The organism is Paenibacillus sp. sgz302191 (assembly GCF_057749925.1).
On sequence record NZ_JBYLHY010000029.1, the window covers coordinates 88305 to 107555 of the forward strand.

At 55.9% G+C, this 19251-nt stretch carries 20 protein-coding genes, 1 pseudogene and 1 riboswitch; of the genes and pseudogenes, 19 read left to right on the forward strand and 2 right to left on the reverse strand.

Annotation, left to right across the window (positions count from 1 at the left end; genetic code table 11):
* Positions 1-4: 4 nt before the first annotated feature.
* From AC3G2T_RS30680 to cobU, 7 genes are all read left to right on the forward strand, one after another.
* The gene (locus tag AC3G2T_RS30680) at positions 5-271 is read left to right on the forward strand and encodes an aspartyl-phosphate phosphatase Spo0E family protein (protein ID WP_474685101.1); all 267 of its coding nucleotides are present in this window, start codon (positions 5-7) and stop codon (positions 269-271) included.
* A 51-nt stretch (positions 272-322) separates the two neighbouring features.
* Positions 323-850: a hypothetical protein gene (locus AC3G2T_RS30685; protein ID WP_474685100.1), complete on the forward strand. Its 528-nt coding sequence runs from the start codon at positions 323-325 to the stop codon at positions 848-850.
* Between the two features lie 62 nt (positions 851-912).
* A riboswitch (cobalamin riboswitch) is annotated at positions 913-1119 on the forward strand.
* A gap of 115 nt (positions 1120-1234) precedes the next feature.
* Positions 1235-2314: an ABC transporter substrate-binding protein gene (locus AC3G2T_RS30690; protein ID WP_488437882.1), complete on the forward strand. Its 1080-nt coding sequence runs from the start codon at positions 1235-1237 to the stop codon at positions 2312-2314.
* Positions 2315-3352 (forward strand): FecCD family ABC transporter permease, encoded by a 1038-nt coding sequence (locus tag AC3G2T_RS30695; protein WP_474685098.1) that lies wholly within the window; start codon positions 2315-2317, stop codon positions 3350-3352. It abuts the gene before it with no gap.
* 5 nt (positions 3353-3357) lie between these two features.
* The gene (locus AC3G2T_RS30700) at positions 3358-4134 is read left to right on the forward strand and encodes an ABC transporter ATP-binding protein (protein WP_488437883.1); all 777 of its coding nucleotides are present in this window, start codon (positions 3358-3360) and stop codon (positions 4132-4134) included.
* A gap of 20 nt (positions 4135-4154) precedes the next feature.
* A complete protein-coding gene (gene cobT, locus AC3G2T_RS30705; protein ID WP_488437884.1) occupies positions 4155-5207 on the forward strand; it encodes a nicotinate-nucleotide--dimethylbenzimidazole phosphoribosyltransferase in 1053 nt (350 codons plus the stop codon).
* A 35-nt stretch (positions 5208-5242) separates the two neighbouring features.
* Positions 5243-5800: a bifunctional adenosylcobinamide kinase/adenosylcobinamide-phosphate guanylyltransferase gene (cobU, locus tag AC3G2T_RS30710; RefSeq protein ID WP_488437885.1), complete on the forward strand. Its 558-nt coding sequence runs from the start codon at positions 5243-5245 to the stop codon at positions 5798-5800.
* Positions 5801-6063: 263 nt separating this feature from the next.
* Here the strand turns inward: cobU and AC3G2T_RS30715 are convergent, their stop codons facing one another.
* Positions 6064-6720, reverse strand: a complete 657-nt coding sequence (locus tag AC3G2T_RS30715; protein ID WP_488437886.1) for a hypothetical protein — start codon at positions 6718-6720, stop codon at positions 6064-6066.
* On the opposite strand from AC3G2T_RS30715, the gene cbiB reads away from it, so the two are divergent.
* From cbiB to AC3G2T_RS30770, 11 genes are all read left to right on the forward strand, one after another.
* A complete protein-coding gene (cbiB, locus tag AC3G2T_RS30720; RefSeq protein WP_488437887.1) occupies positions 6683-7648 on the forward strand; it encodes an adenosylcobinamide-phosphate synthase CbiB in 966 nt (321 codons plus the stop codon). The two genes, AC3G2T_RS30715 and cbiB, sit on opposite strands and share 38 nt — an antisense overlap.
* The gene (gene cobS / locus AC3G2T_RS30725; protein WP_488437888.1) at positions 7624-8466 is read left to right on the forward strand and encodes an adenosylcobinamide-GDP ribazoletransferase; all 843 of its coding nucleotides are present in this window, start codon (positions 7624-7626) and stop codon (positions 8464-8466) included. Before cbiB ends, cobS begins: the two co-directional genes overlap by 25 nt.
* 14 nt (positions 8467-8480) lie before the next feature.
* Positions 8481-9587 carry a threonine-phosphate decarboxylase CobD gene (cobD, locus tag AC3G2T_RS30730; protein ID WP_488437889.1) on the forward strand — a complete coding sequence of 369 codons (1107 nt, stop codon included), beginning with the start codon at positions 8481-8483 and terminating at the stop codon, positions 9585-9587.
* Complete coding sequence (locus AC3G2T_RS30735) at positions 9577-11169, forward strand: cobyric acid synthase (protein ID WP_488437890.1); 1593 nt, start codon at positions 9577-9579, stop codon at positions 11167-11169. The genes cobD and AC3G2T_RS30735 overlap by 11 nt, the downstream gene beginning before the upstream one ends.
* Positions 11170-11184: 15 nt before the next feature.
* Positions 11185-11754: a cob(I)yrinic acid a,c-diamide adenosyltransferase gene (locus AC3G2T_RS30740; protein ID WP_488437891.1), complete on the forward strand. Its 570-nt coding sequence runs from the start codon at positions 11185-11187 to the stop codon at positions 11752-11754.
* The gene (locus tag AC3G2T_RS30745; protein WP_488437892.1) at positions 11751-12686 is read left to right on the forward strand and encodes an RluA family pseudouridine synthase; all 936 of its coding nucleotides are present in this window, start codon (positions 11751-11753) and stop codon (positions 12684-12686) included. The genes AC3G2T_RS30740 and AC3G2T_RS30745 overlap by 4 nt, the downstream gene beginning before the upstream one ends.
* A gap of 155 nt (positions 12687-12841) precedes the next feature.
* Positions 12842-13207 (forward strand): arsenate reductase family protein, encoded by a 366-nt coding sequence (locus AC3G2T_RS30750; RefSeq protein ID WP_474685087.1) that lies wholly within the window; start codon positions 12842-12844, stop codon positions 13205-13207.
* 4 nt (positions 13208-13211) lie between these two features.
* Positions 13212-14333: a site-2 protease family protein gene (locus AC3G2T_RS30755; RefSeq protein WP_488437893.1), complete on the forward strand. Its 1122-nt coding sequence runs from the start codon at positions 13212-13214 to the stop codon at positions 14331-14333.
* A gap of 51 nt (positions 14334-14384) precedes the next feature.
* A complete protein-coding gene (locus AC3G2T_RS30760; RefSeq protein WP_488437894.1) occupies positions 14385-15560 on the forward strand; it encodes an LL-diaminopimelate aminotransferase in 1176 nt (391 codons plus the stop codon).
* 71 nt (positions 15561-15631) lie between these two features.
* Positions 15632-16768: a DNA sulfur modification protein DndB gene (locus AC3G2T_RS30765; protein WP_474685175.1), complete on the forward strand. Its 1137-nt coding sequence runs from the start codon at positions 15632-15634 to the stop codon at positions 16766-16768.
* On the forward strand, positions 16768-17949 hold the full coding sequence (locus AC3G2T_RS30770) for a DNA sulfur modification protein DndB (RefSeq protein WP_488437895.1): 1182 nt from the start codon (positions 16768-16770) through the stop codon (positions 17947-17949). Before AC3G2T_RS30765 ends, AC3G2T_RS30770 begins: the two co-directional genes overlap by 1 nt.
* On the opposite strand, the gene AC3G2T_RS30775 is transcribed toward AC3G2T_RS30770, so the two are convergent.
* Positions 17873-18517, reverse strand: coding sequence for a hypothetical protein (locus AC3G2T_RS30775; protein ID WP_488437896.1), 645 nt, complete (start codon positions 18515-18517; stop codon positions 17873-17875). The two genes, AC3G2T_RS30770 and AC3G2T_RS30775, sit on opposite strands and share 77 nt — an antisense overlap.
* A 471-nt stretch (positions 18518-18988) precedes the next feature.
* On the opposite strand from AC3G2T_RS30775, the pseudogene AC3G2T_RS30780 reads away from it, so the two are divergent.
* A pseudogene (locus AC3G2T_RS30780) lies at positions 18989-19251 on the forward strand (hypothetical protein); the annotation flags it as partial.

Below are 19251 nucleotides of genomic sequence, written 5' to 3' on the forward strand. Positions count from 1 at the left end.
GAGCATGGCTTTTATGGAATATCAACTTGCTTCATATAACAAACATTTCCAAATTCGGGAAGATGATTCCGATCGTAGCTGGTTGATCAAGCATGCTAAGAAATCCGCCTCCTTGAGTCCGCTCGAAGAAGAGATTCATTCTTTGAGACGGATGCTCGAACAGATGGTTGTCGAAGGCAAGGAAATGACTTCCGAAGCCGTCGTCGAGCTCAGCACAGTCCTCGATCAAAAAATAAACGAATATATGAATAGAGGCAAAAAAAGTCGGTGATGAGCCGGCTTTTCTTATGACCGTACAAAACTTCGGAAGGATTGAAACTGCATGAGAATCAAGCTGCTTTTAGTGAGCATCGCCATGCTGGCGGTGCTGTTGGCCGGGTGCGGAGGCCCGAAGCCTGATGTGCCTATTTTCGCCATGGGAGCGAACGGATTTCCTTCGGAAATCGGCGACAAGCTGGAAGCTTCCCTTGCGGCCAAGGTAGGCGAGAAGCCGACCGTAAAGTTCGTCTCAACGCCGATTTTTTCGATGGAAAAAATGATTGTCGAGCTTGCCGCCGGCGGCAACGGCATTCTTATTTTGCCGGACGAACAGTTTAAAGCGCTGTCCAAGCAGGCCGGGTTCGTAGCTCTTGACGACGTGATCAAGCCGGAGGATTATCCGGATGGGGTTATGGAACTAGCCGAGGACGGAAAGCCGGCGGAAAAGCATCTTTACGGCATTCCGATGGCAGGCAACAAATGGCTGAAAGAGCAGGGGCTGGAGGGCAAAGGGCTAACCGCCTTTATTCCACAAAACTTTAAACAAATCGATGAGGCCAAGCAGGTGCTGAAGGTCATCGCCGCGAAGTAATTCGCCTTCGGCTTGTACATGCCGGGAAACTCATCTATAATCGACAAAGAGATACTGAATGTTGTAGCTATGCAGCCACAGGTGCCGGCAGCTGTGCCCGATCGATCGGGCGCTGCCGCTTAAAAGGGAAGCCGGTGCAAATCCGGCGCGGTCCCGCCACTGTAACCGGGAATGTTCCTCATGATGCCACTGTTCCGATTTAGGGGATGGGAAGGCGGGGAAGCTCGATACCCGAAAGTCAGGAGACCTGCCTATGGTGCCGTACACGACTTCCTTCGAGGAAAAGGATGGCGTTAAATCAGGGAGCAGCCGGCGGCTGTCAGCTGCCTGGATTTATCGTCCCCTGCTGTTCCTTCGGGAAACGGCAGGGGATTTTTTGGCAGGATGGAAGTCCTGGAAGTCCTGACGGACGAGGAAAAGGAGAAAAGCGAGATGAAAGTGAGCTTGTGGAAAAAGACCGCGCTGCTGGCTCTTGCCGCAGCTGCGGCAATCAGTCTTGCAGGCTGCGGCAAGACAGTGGAGAAGCAGCCGGAGCTGACGGACCCGGCCAAGCTGGGAGCGGGCGAAACGAAAGCCCCGTCCGCGACGGCGACGGCTGCGTCAACCGCCAAAGCGTCCAAAAAGACGCAGTACCCGCTCAAAATCAAGGATGCGACGGGAAAAGAATTTACGTTTGACAAGGCGCCGCAGCGGATCGTATCCGTATCGCCCGCCGAGACGGAAGCGCTTTTTGCTATAGGGCTCGACAATCAGATTGTCGGCGTATCGGACCTGGACGATTATCCGGAGGCGGCGAAATCGAAGCCGAAGATGGGCGGCATTACGAAGCCGAATCAAGAGGCGGTCATCGCTGCTAATGCGGACATCGTTTTCACGGGCGTTTCGATGAAGGCCGACACTGTGGAAAAGCTTCGCGCGATGAATATCAATATGTTTAAAGTGGAGCCCAAGACGCTCGACGACGCCATTGCCGACGTGCTTACGTTCGGGGTCATTACGGATCATCAGGAACAGGCGGAGCAGGTGGCGGACAAAATGAAAGCGGACCGCCAGAAAGTGGTCAGCGCCGTGAAAGACGTGAAGCAGGCCAATAAGAAAAAGGTCTACGTCGAATTCAGCGCAGGCTGGACGGTCGGCAGCGGCGAATTTATGGACGAGCTGATTCAACTGGCCGGAGGCGTCAATGTTGCAGGGGACAAGAAGGGCTGGTACCAAATCAGCGAAGAGAAGATCATTCAGCAAAACCCCGACGTCATTCTTTTCGCGGCTGGCGTGACCGATGACAAGAGCAAAAAAACGCTCGACGCGATCATTCGCGAACGCAGCGGATGGGATCAGATTGAAGCCGTGAAAACGAACCGGGTTGTCGGCATCGATCAAAATCTGCTCAGCCGCCCGGGCCCAAGAATAACGGACGGCCTGCTTGCCATGGCCAAGGCGATTTACCCCGAACTGGTGAAGTAGATGAAAAGAAAACTGATGCTGTGGGGAGGAGTAGGAGTCTTACTCCTTCTTCTTTCTATTCTGATCAGCTTGTCTTTGGGCACGGCCCATGTCCATGTGCTGCAAATAGCCGGTATTATCGGCAAGCACATTCCGTGGCTGGGAGAGCGAATCGAAGCGGATTGGCCGCAATCTTCCGAGCAGATCATCATGAAAGTCCGGCTTCCCCGCGTCATGCTCGGCATCCTTGTGGGCGCCTCGCTGTCGGTAGCGGGGGCGGCTTTTCAAGGAGTGCTGCGCAACCCGCTGGCCGATCCTTACACGCTGGGCGTATCTTCGGGCGCTTCGGTGGGCGCAGCTTTTCTGATTTATTTCGGGCTGCAGTATTCTTGGCTTGGGCAATGGTCGATTCCGGCCGTGGCGTTCGGTACCGGGCTTATTTCGCTGCTGCTCGTGCTGAAGCTGGCGCAAATCGACGGCAAGCTCAAGCTGGAGACGCTCATTCTCTCAGGCGTGGTCATGCAGGCGTTCCTGGGCTCGATCGTTGCGTTCATGGTATCTTTATCCAACCAAGTCATTAACGAAATCGTATTTTGGCTGATGGGCAGCCTGGCATTGCGGGGCTGGTCCTACGCGGCGTTGGTAACGCCTTATTTGCTTATCGGCTTTGCGGTATTGATCGGCTTGGCCAGATCGCTGAACCTGCTCGCGCTCGGCGAGCGCCAAGCCGCCCATCTCGGGGTCAATGTCGAACGGACGAAATTGACCGCACTGATCGTTGCGACATTCGTTACGGCGGCGGCCGTATCCGTGGCCGGAGTTATCGGCTTTGTAGGACTTATTATCCCGCATCTGGTGCGCCTGTTGGTCGGCCCCGATTACCGCCTGATTATGCCCTTATCCGTTCTCGGCGGCGGAATTTATGTGCTATGGGCGGATACGTTGGCCCGCACGCTGCTGAGCCCGACGGAAATACCGCTCGGCGTCATTACCGCCTTTTTGGGGGCGCCGTTCTTCGCTTACTTGTTGAACAAAGATAAGAAAGCGCAGAGAGGTTGATCTTGATGATACAAGTCGAAAGCGTTTCGAAAAGCTTCCACGGGAAGCAGGTGCTGCAACATATGAGTTTCGAGGTCGAAGCGGGCGAATTTTTCGGCATTATCGGGCCTAACGGAAGCGGCAAATCGACGCTGCTGCGGATCATGTCGGGCATCGACCCGGCCTCCGCAGGCGATGTGCGATTGGCCGGCAGGCCGGTGGCTTCCTACAGCCGCAAGGAGCTGGCCCGCCGGCTCGCCGTGCTGCAGCAGGACGCCCTGCCGCCTGTCGGCTTCACCGTGCGGGAGGTCGTGGAGATGGGCCGGTACCCGTTTCAAAACTGGCTTGGCGAAGATTCGCAGAATGCCGGGCATTTGATTGCAAGCATCGTGGAGAAGCTCCATCTGGAACCGCTCATCGGCCGCACGGTAGACCGCCTTAGCGGGGGTGAGCGGCAGCGCGTAGCGCTCGGCAAAGTAATGGCTCAGCAGCCCAGGCTGCTGATGCTCGACGAGCCGACGACCTTTTTGGACATCGGATATCAAATCCAGATGATGGATTATGTCAGGGCATGGCAGCGGGAAGAGGGTTTGACCGTCGTAGCCGTGCTGCATGACTTGAACCTGGCTGCGCAGTATTGCAGCAGGCTGCTCGTCGTCCATGACGGCAAGCCGGCGGCCATAGGGACGCCGCAGGAAATTATAACGAGCAGGCTGATCGCAGAGGTGTACGGAACCGAACCGATCGTGCTGGAGCATCCGTTGAACCGGGCGCCGCAAATATTGCTGCAGCCCGGCAAATAACTGAAAATGCGAGGGATGAAATGATGTCTAGATTAGATCAAGAAATCAGCGCTATTCAACCGATCGATCAGGAGTTCGCCGAACTGGCCGGGCGGCATTTGGATCAGCTTACGAAACCGCCGGGAAGCTTGGGCAAGCTGGAGGCGATCGCGTGCCAGACAGCCGGCATTACCGGTGAAGTAAAGCCTGTATTCGAGAAAAAAGCCGTCATCGTGATGGCCGGCGACCATGGCGTCTGCGAGGAAGGCGTCAGCGCGTTTCCGGCGGAAGTGACGCCGCAGATGGTACTGAACTTCGTGCACGGCGGCGCGGCCGTCAACGTGCTGGCGCGGCATGCCGGGGCGGAAGTCGTCTGCGTCGATATCGGTGTAAACGCGGATCTGGAGCATCCGCAGCTTGTATCGAAAAAAGTGCGCAAAGGCACGCGCAATATGGCCCGCGAAGCGGCGATGACGCGTGAGGAAGCGCAGCAGGCGATTATGGCCGGGATCGAAGTGGTGGATGAGCTTGCCGGCAAAGGTTTCCGGCTTTTTGCTACAGGGGATATGGGAATCGGCAATACGACGGCGAGCGCGGCGATTCTTTGCGCGATGACCGGACTTGATGCGGGGATGGCGGTAGGACGAGGCACTGGCATTGACGATGCCAGATGGCTGCACAAGCAATCCGTCGTCAAACAAGCGCTGGAAGTGAACGCCCCCGATGCCGACGATGCGCTCGACGTGCTGGCCAAAGTCGGCGGCCTGGAGATCGCCGGTCTCGTCGGCGTCATCCTCGGAGCGGCGAAGAACCGCTGCCCGGTCGTCATCGACGGCTTCATCTCTTCGGCGGCTGCGCTGGTGGCCAGCCGCTTGGCGCCGGTGTGCGCGCCGTACATGCTCGCTTCACATTTGTCGCACGAACAGGGTCATGCCCGGCTGCTCCAGGCGATCGGCCTCGAAGCGATGCTGCAAATGGATATGCGGCTTGGCGAGGGGACAGGCGCGGTGCTTGCCTTTAACCTGATCGATGCCGCAAGCAAAATTATGCGGGAGATGGCGACTTTCGAGAGCGCGGGCGTGTCCCGCTCGTAGGAAGTTTGAGCCGAGCGGGTGCGGGAGGTCCGATCATGGCAGTATTGGTAACAGGCGGCGCGCGCAGCGGCAAGAGCGCCTTCGCCGAGAGGCTGGCGATGCGCGGCAGCGCCAGAGGCATTTATATCGCGACCTCGCAAATCTACGATGAGGAAATGAGGGAGCGGGTCAGTTTGCATCAGCGGCAGCGGCTGGAGTCGGGGTTTCCGTGGGAAACCCTGGAGGAGCCGTATGCGCTGCGGGAGCTTCTGCTCCGGCTGCAGGCGGACGGGCGCAGCGCGGAAGCTTCGGTGCTGGTCGACTGCCTGACGCTGTGGCTGTCGAACTGGCTGCTGCGCCATGAGAGCGAGCCGGAAGCGATTATGGCGCAAATCGAGGAACTCGTCCGCGCCGTGTCCTCCTACAGCGGACAATTGGTGCTCGTCACCAATGAAGTCGGGGACGGGATCGTGCCGGAGTATCCTTTGGGACGACGCTTTCGGGATTTGGCCGGACGGATGAACCAGCGGCTGGCCGAAGTGTGCGGCGAGGTGTTCCTGGTGACGGCCGGAATCCCGATCGAGTTGAAAAGCAGGGCGTACCGGCTGGATTAGATGCGGAAGATGACTAACAACAAGCTTGATAAAGGGCCGCCCCCGCTCTTTCCCAACCTGCGCCTCTCCTCACGGGTCGTGGCGCTGAAGTGGGGGGACAAGGCGGCTTGGCGGGGAGAAAACCTGCGATTATCAGGCTGCCCGAGAAAGTGACGACACTAGAGGGGACGCCTAATGCTTGGCGCAGCCGCGCGCTCCCGGTTGTGCCTCCCCTGGCGTGGTTACGCGGCTGTATGACGGGCGGTCATGAGACGGTTTGTACGTCAGGACAGGAGAAAACCTGCAAAAGTACAGTTTTTTCCTGCAGAATCGGTCTGTTTTGGCGAAAAGCCTGCGAAAGTGCAGGAATTTTTGCCAAAATGAACCTGAGTCCATGTCCGGCCGCGAAAAGCCTGCACAATTGCAGGAATTGTTCTTGGCAGGCAGATCAAGGTCGCAAATTCATGTATTTTTGCAGGTTTTCTTCGCACCGCCAGGCAGATCGCGACTACCGACGTTACGCGGCTGTATGGCGGGCGGTCGTGAGACGGTTTGCAAGGCCAGGACAGGAGAAAACCTGCAAAAGTACAGTTTTTTCCTGCAGAATCGATTTGTTTTGGTGAGAAGCCTGCGAAAGTGCAGGAATTTTTGCCAAAATCAACCTGAGTCCATGTCATGCGGCGAAAAGCCTGCACAATTGCAGGAATTGTTCGTGGCTGGCGGATCAAGGCTGCAAATTCATGTATTTTTGCAGGTTTTTTCGCACTGCCAGGCAGATTGCGGCTATCGACACCGGCTTGGGGGTTTTTCAACAGGCGAGAGGCTTTCGACAGTCTGGATTTTGCAGGAATTTTCGATGAAGACGAATATGAGCATTGGCAGGATAGCTTCGGGGGAACGGCAATGTGGTGGGTATATTCTTGGAAAGAGCTGGCCGTCATGACGGCGGCGGCTCTCGCACTCGACTGGATCGTCGGCGATCCCAAATGGCTGACGCATCCGGTTGTCTACATAGGCAGGTGGATTCAATTCATGGAGCGCCGGCTGCTCCGGGGAGCGGCCTTGAAGGCCAAAGGCGTGCTGCTGGCGCTCTCCACGGTGCTGCTCGGCTTCGGCGCAGCGCTGCTGCTCGTGCTGGCCGCCCGAGCGGTGCACGAATGGCTCGGATATGCCGTGTCGACGTGGCTGATTTCGACGACGGTCGCCGTCAAAGGGCTGAAGGATGCCGCATATTTGGTGGCCGTGCCTTTGCGCAGCGGCAATATGGACGACGCCCGCAAGTACACGGGGTATATCGTGGGCCGCGATACCGCGCATCTCGGGGAGGCGGAATTGACTCGGGCCGTCGTCGAGACGGTGGCGGAGAACATCGTGGATGCGGTCATCGCTCCACTGTTTTATGCGCTGCTCGGCGGAGCGCCGCTGGCGATGTTCTACAGGGCGACCAATACGCTGGATTCGATGGTCGGCTACAAAAATGAGAAGTACCGCCAATTCGGCTGGGCGTCGGCCCGCTGGGACGACGTCATGAACTGGATTCCGGCCCGGCTGACCGGCCTCCTGCTCGTGCTCGTCGCCCTGCTGCAGCCGGGGCTTTCGGCGAAGCGGGCAGCGGCAGCGATCCGCCGCTTCGCGCACCTGCACCCCAGCCCGAACAGCGGGATTCCCGAGTCGGCGGTAGCCGGAGCGCTCGGGATCGAGCTGGGCGGGCTGAACGTCTACGGCGGCGCCAAGAGCGAGCGGGCGCGCCTCGGCTGGCCGCTGCGGGAGCGGACGCAGCGGGATATCGTACTCGCCGTACGGATACTGTACGGCGTCAGTTTTGCCGCGATGGGAGGAATGCTATGCGCAATCGCGATGTTGTGGTAGGCTGGCTGCATGGACTCATTGCAGCTTTTCAGTTTTTGACAAGACTGCCGGTTCCGGTGCAGATTGCTTATACGGAGCAGGTGTTTCGGCGAAGCGTCGTTTTTTACCCGCTGGCCGGCGCAGTCATCGGGCTGCTTCTCGCCGGTGCGGGAGCGGGCTTAAGGCTGGCGCTTCCCGCTTTTCCGGCGGCGGTCTTGCTTCTCGCGCTTTGGGTCATCCTCACCGGCGGTCTGCACCTGGACGGTTTGATGGATACGGCGGACGGCATACTCAGCCATAGACCGCGCGAACAGATGCTGGAAATTATGAAAGACAGCAGGGTAGGCGCGATGGGGGTTATCGTGTGCGTTCTGCATTTGCTGTTGAAGCTCTCGCTGCTTTACACGCTGCTGGACGTTCCTTCCGCTGGTGTTCGGCTGACGGGCGGCATGCTGCTGGCGATCATTCCGATATGGAGCCGCTGGTTTATGGCCGCAGCGATCTATGGATGGCCTTACGCCCGGCGCGAATCCGGACTCGGCAGTTTATTTCAGGGCGTAGGGCGGAAGGAAGTGGCCATGTGTACGGCGGCGGCGCTGCTTGCGACATCGCTTACGGTTTTGGCGGTCCATGCGTCAGCAGTTCCGGTTTCCGAATATTTGAACATCTGGACGATAACCGCAGGTTTTACGCTCGGGACGTTCATGGCCGGCTGCGGCATTGCCGGTTATATCAGCCGCAAGCTTGGGGGATTGACCGGGGACACGTACGGCGCTTTGAACGAACTGCTGGAGGCTTTGCTCCTGCTGGCTGCCGCTGCGGTCTTCATTCACATATAGAGAGGTGAGTTTTGATGCTGGAACGTTTTGGACACGGAGGGGATGTGTGGACGGCGGAAGAGGCTTTCGGGCGCCCGAAAGAACAGTTTCTCGATTTCAGTTCGAATATGAATCCGCTCGGGCCTCCTTCCGTCGTTGAGCATATTATGCGCAGCCGATGGAAGGATGTGGTAAAATATCCGGACCCTGCGGTGCGCGAGCTGCGCAGCAAATTGTCCCGCAAATACGATATTCCTGCGGAAAGTATTTTGGTCGGCAACGGAGCTGCGGAGCTGATCGATCTTGTGGCAAGAGCGCTTAAAACGGTCGTTACCGGTCTGGCGAGACCGTCCTTTACGGAGTACGAGGAAGCGGTTCTGGGGTCCGGCGGCTCGGTTCATTCCATTCCGCTGCACAGAGAACATGAGTTCGTGCTGCAGCAAGAGGATGTGGCCGCGGCGAAATCGTTCTGCGATTTGCTTTTTCTCGGGCATCCGAACAATCCTACGGGCAAACTGATTCCCCGCCGGGTGCTGCGCGATCTTGAACAAAGCGGCGTCCGTCTGGCGCTCGACGAGGCGTTCATGGATTTCGTGCCGGACGAGCGCGAGCATTCGATGCTGCGGGCGGCGGCCGATAGCAAACGTTTGTTCGTCCTGCGCTCGATGACGAAATTTTACGCCATTCCGGGCATCCGGCTCGGCTTCGTGGTTGCGCATCCGGACTGGATCGCACAGCTGAAGGCGATGCAGGTGCAGTGGAGCGTGAACTACTTGGCGCAGCTGATCGGTTCGGCGGTGCTCGACGATGAGGAGTTCGAACGGGCGAGCAGAGCATGGCTTGCGGCGGAAAAGCCGTGGCTGACGGATCAGCTGGAGCGGCTCGGTTTGGAAGTCGTGCCGAGCGATGTCAACTTTTTGCTGTTCGCCTTTCCTAAGCAGTCGGGCGTTACCGTGAAAGAAGCGCAGCAGGTTATGGGGCGGCAGGGCATTTTAATCCGGGATGCGTCCTTGTTTGAAGGGCTGGATCGCCGTTACTGCCGGGTGGCGGTGCGGCTCAGGGAAGAGAACGAACGGCTGGTCGGAGGTTTGCGCTCCATGCTGCAGACGTTCCGGGAAAGAGGCGGCGACGATGAGCGATAAAACGCCGTATGCGGCTGCATTGATGATCCAGGGGACGGCGTCCGACGTCGGCAAAAGCATTTTAACTGCGGCACTCTGCCGCATTTTTGTACAGGACGGCTTGCGTACCGCGCCTTTTAAATCGCAAAATATGTCGCTGAATTCATACGTCACTTACGACGGCAAAGAAATCGGCAGGGCGCAGGGGGTTCAGGCCGACGCTTGCGGCATTTTGGCTACGACCGACATGAACCCGATTTTGCTCAAGCCCAAACAGGATATGGTCGCCCAGGTGGTGGTGCACGGCAGGCCGCTCCGGGATCTGGATGCGCGGACGTACCGGGAAACGTATTTGCCGCAGGCCGAGCAAATTGTGAAAGACGCGCTCGCAAGGCTGCGCAGCGGCTATGATCTCGTCGTTCTGGAGGGCGCCGGCAGTCCGGCCGAAGTGAACCTGAAGGACCGCGACATCGTCAACATGCGGCTTGCGGGTTGGGCGGACAGCCCGGTCCTGCTCGTGGCCGATATCGATCGCGGAGGGGTGTTCGCATCGATTGTCGGGACGATGGATATTTTGACGCCCGAGGAGCGGGACAGGGTGAAGGGGTTCGTCATCAACAAGTTTCGCGGAGACATCACTCTGCTGAAACCGGGGCTCGACTGGCTGGAGGAGCGTACGGGCAAGCCGGTGCTGGGCGTCATTCCCTATATGCCGCAGCTTGGCATCGAGGATGAGGATTCCGCTTCGCTCGACGCCAAGCGCGCGAAGCGTGAGCGGGACCCCGTCTCGCGGCCCCGGCCGGCGGACAAGCTTGATATCGCGGTCGTCCGTCTGCCACGGCTGTCCAATTTTACTGATTTCGATCCGCTGCAGGAAGAGAGCGATGTTCATTTCCGCTACATTTCGCATTTGTCGGAGTGGGGGGAGCCGGATGCGGTTGTGCTGCCGGGCAGCAAAAACACGATGGACGATTTGCGTTATTTGCGGGAATCGGGGCTTGCCGAGCGCATTGTGCAGTTTGCTCTTGCAGAGCGGGGCTGGGTCGCGGGGATATGCGCCGGCTATCAAATGCTGGGCCGAAGATTGCTCGATCCGGACGGTCTCGAAGCGGGTTATCCCGAGCTTGAAGGATTGGGGCTTTTGCCGACGGAGACCGTGTTTACGGTCGACAAGCGCACCGTTCAGGTGCAGGGCTACAGCGCCTTGTTTGCGGCAGCCCGGCCGGAAATCGCGATCGACGGCTATGAGATTCACATGGGCAGAACCTCGTATGTCGAAGACGTGGAGCCGCCTTTTCGGGTGAAAGCCCGGCATGAGGCCGATGTGCTTCCTGCGGGTCGGGACGATTTGCACGGTGACGGGGCTTCCGCTTTTGGAGGGCGCGTCTGGGGGACGTACCTGCACGGCATTTTGCATAACGACGATTTGCGCAGAGCTTGGCTGAACGAGATCCGCAGGCAAAAAGGGCTTGCTCCGTTGGAAGCGGGACCGGGCTTCAAGCAGCGACGGGAAGCCGCTTTTGACCGGCTGGCCGATCATGTGCGCCGGCATTTGGATATGAATCGCATTTATGAGATTATACATGTATCGAAGCGGCAATAAAGGAGGATGAGCCTGATGAAAATTTATACGCGCACGGGGGATGCGGGGCAAACCGGCGTAGTCGGCGGCAGAGTCGACAAGGACGATGACCGGGTTGAGGCTTACGGGACCGTAGACGAGCTGAATTGTTATCTCGGGCAAGCGATGAGCTTCATGGACCCGGACAAATTCAAAGATTTGCTGGAGGATATGCTGAAGGTGCAGCACGAGCTGTTCGATTGCGGTTCGGATCTGGCTACGCTGAAAAAAGAAATCCGCCCCTACAAAGTCACATCCGACATGGTCGATGCGCTGGAAGGCTGGATCGACAAGTACGATGCGGAGACGCCGGACATTTCGCGGTTTATTTTGCCGGGCGGCGGCCGTGTATCCTCCGCGATCCACATTTGCCGGACGGTATGCCGCCGGGCCGAGCGCCGGGTGGTCACATTGGCCCGCACGCAGGAGATTAATCCGGAAGTACGGCGGTATTTGAACCGCTTGTCCGATTTGTTCTTTACCGTCGCCCGTACGGCGAATTTCCGCGAAGGTGTCGCGGACGTGGAGTACGAGCGCAGCGGGCACGTATTCCGCCGCAAATCATGAGCTACTACGAGCCGCTGGTATACGTCGTTCCTCCCGAGGAAGAGGGCATGCTGCTGAAAACGATTTTGCACAACAGGCTGATGGTTTCCCGCAAGCTGCTATCCCGCCTGAAGCTGACGGAGCAAGGCATTACGGTGAACGGCGCCAGACAGTATATCAGTGTCAAAGTAGCCGCAGGCGACAGGGTTGAAGTGAGGATGGAGCAGGAGGAATCGGAAGATATTTTGCCGCAGGACCTGCCTCTCCACATTTTGCACGAGGACGAGCATTTGCTCATTGTAGCCAAAGAGGCAGGCATCATCGTACATCCGACGCACGGGCATTACGTCAATACGATTGCCAACGCCGTCGTGCATCATTGGCGGCAAATGGGGATCAGCTGCCGCTTTCGTCCGGTCCACAGGCTCGATCAAGAGACGTCCGGCGTGCTCGCCATTGCGAAGACCCCTTACGTTCACCAGCAAATATCCGAACAAATGATCAGGCATACGGTCAAGAAAGAGTATCTCGCATTCGTATGGGGCGATGTGGCCCAAAAGCAAGGGACGATCGATGCGCCGATCGACCGCGACCCCGAGCAGCCTCATGTGCGGATTGTGACGCCTGCCGGATATTCGGCCGTCACTCACTACGAGGTGGTCGAGCAGTATGCCGATGCCGCTCTGGTCCGGCTGTGGCTGGAAACGGGGCGAACGCATCAAATCCGCGTGCATATGAAACATTTGGGCCATCCCCTGCTGGGAGACAAAATGTATGTGCTTCCGGACTTTGCGGAAAGCGACGAGGCCCGCGAGGTTGCTGGGCTGCTCGACAGGCAGGCGCTGCACGCGTTCAGGCTCGGATTCGTTCATCCCGGGACGCGGGAATGGGCGGAATTTGGCGCTCCGCTGCCGGCGGATCTGGCCCAATTGCAGGCATGGCTGAGGGCGTAGGCCGCGAATCGCATAGCATGCAAAAACCAATCGGACTTTCCGAATGGTTATTTGCACTGTCCGAAAAAGCAAGTACAACTTGACTTTCCCGCCCGTTTGGCCCAAAATTTTAAGAATAGTTATACATTATCGCAATAAAAGGAGAAAACAGCGTCGTGGGAGTAAAAGTTTTTTGTTATGATAAATGCGGGACGTGCCGCAGCGCGTTAAAATGGTTGAAGGCGCATGACGTGGACGTCGCGGAAAATGTCCCACTGTTCGACACGCCGCCCTCCTCTGCGGAACTGGCCAAGCTGCTGGCTGACAGCGGACTGCCGATCAAGAAATTTTTCAATACTTCCGGCGAAGTGTATAAGGAAATGGGACTTAAGGACAAGCTGCCGGGCATGTCCGAGCAGGATATGCTGGAACTGCTTGCCTCCAACGGCAGGTTGATCAAGAGGCCGATCGTAACGGACGGCAGCAAAGTGACCGTAGGGTTCAAGGAAGAGGACTACGAGGCGGTATGGGGAAGGGAGTGAAGCCATGGCGCAATCGGGCAAACCGAATCGTAAAAATCCATTCTGGGTGCTTGGCGCAATCGGAATGTTTCTTGTATCGCAGGCCAAGCTGATTCTGCCGCTGCTCAAACTGGGGAAATTCGGCGGAGTCGTGATCAGCATGTTTATCAGCATAGGAGCTTACGCGATCATGGCGCCGCTGCCTTTTGCCATCGGAATCGTGATTATGATTCTTATTCATGAACTGGGCCATGTGCTTGCGGCCAAAATCAAGGGACTTCCCGTCACAGCCCCTGTATTTATTCCATTTCTGGGAGCTTTGATCACGATGAAAAAGCATCCCAGGGATGCGGCCACAGAGGCTTTCATCGGGATTGGCGGGCCCATTCTCGGGACTGTCGGTGCGGTAGCCGCCTTTGGACTTGGCGTGGCTGTCGGCTCTCCCCTTCTTGTTTCCATATCGTATCTTGGATTTTATCTCAATCTGATCAATCTATTGCCGATACATCCGCTTGACGGAGGCAGAATTTCCACCGCCGTAACCCGCTGGCTCTGGCTTGTCGGACTTGTCGGCGGGCTTGTCGTCATTTACTATATGGAGAGCATCTTGTTTTTCATTATTTGGTTGATGTTTGCATGGGATTTGTATAATAAATATGTGAAAAACAGGAATAAAGGCGGAGTCAGATCGGCGAACACGCGCTTCGAGTTTAATGCTGAGCATCTGCTGCAGCACGGCATGATCGTTCCCGGCGAAGGCCATACCCGCGAGCTTGAGTTTACGACTTTCTCCGAGCTGGACGCGCAGGCCGAAGGCAGCCAAAAAATCGTGATGTGGTGGCAAGCCATCGGGTTCGAAGGCTATTTGCATTTGCCGAGACAAGCGCTGATCAAGAAAGTATCCGTCGTGAAAGTCGAGCATCTGCACAAAGAGATCGAAGGCATCGAACGCACGGACAACGGATACGGGCTGCATTTGGGCATTCATGTCAAAATCGACTTCGTTCCGCTCGACGAGCTTAACGAATATTACGATGTCCCGGTTCGCACCAGATGGACGTTCGGCGCTGTTTATCTGGCCCTTGCGGCCTTCCTGTTCTTTATGATCAGGCAAGTTCATCAGACAGGAATTGGAACGGGTTTGTAGAACATATTAAATGATTTATTACGTTAATTAATAAAAAGAAGGTTTTTGTCCATGAAGATTAAAGGTTCCGAACGTTTGACCCGGCTTGGTTCGGCTATTTTTGCAGAGGTAGCCGAATGGAAGAGAGAGGTTATGAACCAAGGGGTAGACGTCATAGATTTAGGTATCGGCAGTCCCGATTTGCCGCCTTCAAAGCGGATTCTCGAAGCGATTGCGCAAGCTGTGGGCAACCCGAAGCTGTACGGCTATCCTTCCTCGGAAGGAAGCCCGGAGTTTCGCGAAGCGGTGGCCAAATGGTATCGGTACCGATTCGGCGTCGAACTCGATCCGGCCGATGAAATTTTAACGCTGATGGGCTCCCAGGACGGTCTGGCGCATTTGGCGCTGGCGTTATGCGACCCTGGCGATATGGCGATCGTGCCCGATCCCGGCTATCCGATTTATTCCGCAAGCCTTGTTTTGGCCGGGGTTAAACCGTATCTTGTGCCGCTTCGCGCAGATAACGATTATTTGCCGAAGCTGGACGATATTCCGGCGGATGTCGCTGCGCAGGCGAAATTTATTTTGCTCAATTATCCGAGCAATCCGTTGGCGGCTGTCGCAGACCGGGCTTTTTTCGAACAATTGGTCGCTTATGCGAAAAAGCACGAACTGCTCGTTGTGCATGATTTGGCGTACTCGGAGATGGCTTTTGACGGATATCGGCCGATGAGCATTCTTGAAATTGCAGGAGCCAAGGAGGTTGCCGTCGAATTTCATTCGCTATCGAAGAGTTTTAACATGGCAGGCTGCCGGATCGCCTTTTTGACGGGAAATGCCGAAGCCGTGAAAGCTCTGAAGACGCTTAAGTCCAATATTGATTACGGCGTGTTTCAGGCCGTTCAAGCCGCAGGCATTGCAGCTTTGGAAGAAGATATGGAAAATGAGCATTCCGTTGCCGGGATTTACCAAAGCCGGAGAGACGCGTTTCTTGCAGCGCTTGCCGAAGCGGGCTGGCATATTCGTCCGCCCAAAGCGACCATGTTTATTTGGGCCCCTGTGCCGCAAGGCTGGACCTCTCGACAAATTTCCCGGGAAATGCTTTACCGCGCAGGCGTTGTCGTCATTCCCGGAGACGCTTTCGGGGCAGAGGGGGAGGGATTTGTCAGAATCGCCATCGTACAGGATGAGCAAAGGCTGCTCGAAGCCGCGCGCCGAATTGGAGAATGGCTTCGTTCAATAGAATGAAACTAAGATTTTTTGGAAAAAATAGGAGAAAGAGAACCGTATCGAATATTGATTTGAAAGGGGTACCTATGATGGATGCTATTAATTCATTATCCGAGCTCTTGGCTGAGCAAAAACATTCAACGTTTGTAGAAATCCCGGGAACATTGGGGCATACCTTCGGACAGCCTACCATAGCTGCAACATTGCCGATGAGCAAGCTGTTTTCGATCTATGAAGTGGATTTGGAAGTGCAGCGCGCGATTATTCCGCGCAATCTGTCCAAACTGATCGATTATGTCAATTTGTATTTGGAAGACCGGCAGCCGATTTATTTCCCCGGCATTATTTTTTCGGCACGGGGAGCGGGCCATTATGACGAGGAGCAGCGGATGCTTCGCTTGCAGCCAATCGAAAAGCTGTATGTCGTCGACGGACAGCATCGCCTGGCCGCTTTTCAGCGCATTATGGAAACATTGCAAAGCCAAATGGCGCGGGCCAAAGACCGCCGGGAATACGATAAAATGGAAGAGATTACGGAGAAGCTGCGCAGATTGTACGCATTCCCGATCTCGACGATGACTTATTTGGACATTAACGCCCGGCAAGAGCGCCAGTTATTTTCCGACATCAACAAGCTTCCGCGCAAAATCGGCGGAAATCTGGCCGTTCTTCGCGATCAGCGCAGATTTTATCATGTCGCCGCAACGGAGCTGGCCGCCAAAGCGCCGGCTATGCAGACGCTGACGGTTGATATGTTTTCCGAGCGCGGCAAAGCGCCTGAATATTTGTTTTCCTATCACCTGCTGATTGAAATTTTGGTCGCTCTGTTTGAAGGCCGGATGAAATCGGCGGCGCGAAACAACGGGTATCAATACGAAGACAAGGAACTGCAGGAGCATGTGTCGTTAGCGGCTTCTTATTTCAGCGGATTGCTAAACTATTTGCCGACGCCGACCAAAGGCGAGCTGGTCTGGAGCGAAAACATTCAAATCGCGCTGGCGCTCTTCATCCACGAAGAAGCGACAAAAACCGGAAAATTCAATCGGTACGCATTGGAGCACGCTTTGAAAATATTGCCGCATGTGAACTGGAACGGCATTTATGCGGGCGATGAAAAGGACCGTCTTCCAAGACGTTCGCGGATTATGAAAGCATATCAATTCATCAAAGGCTTCTACCAGGAGCAAAATGTTTTTCTCATCAGCGATAAGGAGGATGCGGGCTAATGGAAGGTTTGCGTTTGCGGATGACGATTCATCCATTTTGTGACAAATTCGGGCTGGCCACGGTCGCTCTTCGCGTACAGGATTTGCTTAACTACACGATGATCGATCCGATGGTTCAACGGAAGCTCAGCAATATGCAAAGACGGAAAATTTCTACGTATTTGCAGGAGCGCGAGCTGGATCATGTATTTTTCGGACCGGTAACGCTGTCTTTGCGCGAGGTGAACCAGCTGTCCAAGGGCGACAAGGAGTTTCTCTTGAGACACGGCAGCAAATTGAGCATCCTCGACGGGCAGCACCGGATTCTGGCGCTAGGTTACGTCAACGACCAGATGCAAAAGGAAGTGCGGCGGTACGAGAAAAAGCTCGCTCTGTTAAAAATCAAACAGCGCAGATTTCCGGAAGATGCCGAGCTGAAACAGGAAGTGGATCAAACCGAAGGCGTTGTGAGCCAGTTGGAAGGCAGACGGCTGGATTTGATGGAAACGGAGCTTGCCGTGCAAATCTATATCGGCCTGTCCGAGGAAGAAGAGCAGCAGTTGTTCGGCGATATTAACTCCAAAGTACAGCTTGTGAGCAAAGAACTGGGCCATTCCTTCGACTCGATCGATCCGCTCAATCTGGTCATTCAGCAGGTAGTGGACCATAACATTTATCTCAAAGCGGCCGGCGTGGAGCGCCGCAGCAACTTGACGGCGTTCAACCGCAACTTTACGTGCTTCAGCTGGTTGTATTCGACGGCAACGATGCTGTTCTCCGGCAGAATGCAGCCTTCCTACGAGCTGCAGCGCAAAATTCGTCAAGACCCGTCCACCTACGTGGAAATTTTGCATCAGTTCTTTAACACGATCCTTCCGATGATGCCTGAACAGCCGGGACTGGCTTCGTACACTTCCGCCAACCGCGTCATTCAGGAAAGCATCGCGCTGTACGCCAACCGGTTCTTATTCCCGGAGGGACAGTACAACGAGGAATGGACGCAGTCGTTGAGCATTCTCGAAGGCTTCGACTGGTCGCACGATAATGAGGAATTGATTTACGTATTCGGAACGCTCGATAACGGCAAAATCAACCTGATTCACGAAAAATCGCTGAAAAAGCATGTCAAACTCGTCCAGTTTTTCCTGGAGGGCACAGACGCCGCATCTTCGGGAGAAGATGAAGTAGCTTCGCCGGCATAAATCGCGAACCCCCTTTTACGTACAACTTGAATGTTGGACGTGAAAGGGGGTTTTTTGCCGAACCCGCCCGGGCTTTGAGGGCGGGTTTTCCATGCGGCGCCACAGCCCGGGTCGGCCCGGCAAAGCGGCTTGAGTCAGCGCAGATACTTGGCCTGGCCTTGCGTAGCTCTGCAATGGCTCGAGGCAGCGGCAGATACTTGGCGTGGCATGGCATGCATGGCAGCGTGAGGAAAACCTGCAAAAGTACAGTTTTTTGCCCGGCGATGTGCTTGGGACGAAATATTCCTGCAAAAGTGCAGGTTTTTCGCCGCAAACATGGGCTCAGATTCATTTTCAGCGAAAATTCCTGCACTATCGCAGGCTTTTCGCCAAAACGAGCCACTTTCAGTGAAAAAGCCTGCACTTTTGCAGGTTTTTTATCGAACACATGTGCCCGCTCGGGCGCATTTCCACCGAAAATTGCTGCAATCGCAGGCTTTTTGCCAAAACGAGTCACTTTCAGCGAAAAAGCCTGCACTATCGGCACAATCGCAGGTTTTTCGGCGTGCCCGAGTCCAGGCAGGTTCAAGAACGGCTGCCGGGGCGGGCGAACCGAGCTATGCTCCAGCATTGGCCCACGACGAAGTGTTTGAAATCGCTACCAAAAGATGCGACCGCCACCATGCCCCCACCACGAAACACGGTCATGCAGCACCACCATGCAGCACCGCTATGCCGCCATCGCACTGTCACAAAGTAGCCCAGCCAGACAGTAACACCGTACAGCCATGTAGCCCGGCCATGCCCCCCACCATGAAGCACGGCCATGCAGTACCGCCATGCAGCACCACCATACAGTACCGCTATGCCGCCATCGCACCGCCACCATGCAGCACCGCCATGCGGTAACACTATGCAGCCGTGACACAGCGATGCACCGCCACCATACCCCCAATGTTGTCAGGTTAGTAGATTTTGGTATAGTAGAGGTAAACGATAGAAACGGATGATAGCGCGTGAAAAAAACGGAAAAACGGCCTTATCCCGTGTGCTTAACAAGATGAAAAGCGAGGAATTCAAAGAAAGCGCGAAGAAGAATACGCAGGATTTTAAACGCAATCGCAAGATTGGTTTCTTTCCGCTGCTGCTTCTCATCCTCCGCATGGTCCGAAAATCGACGCAGTTGGAGTTGGATAAATTTCGCGAGATGTTCATGCCAGAAGAGGCGACAACGACAACGTATACGAAACAGTCCTTTTCCGAGGCCAGACAAAAGCTCTCCCCGGCCGCGTTCACCTTGCTAAATGACGAACTGGTTCAGGC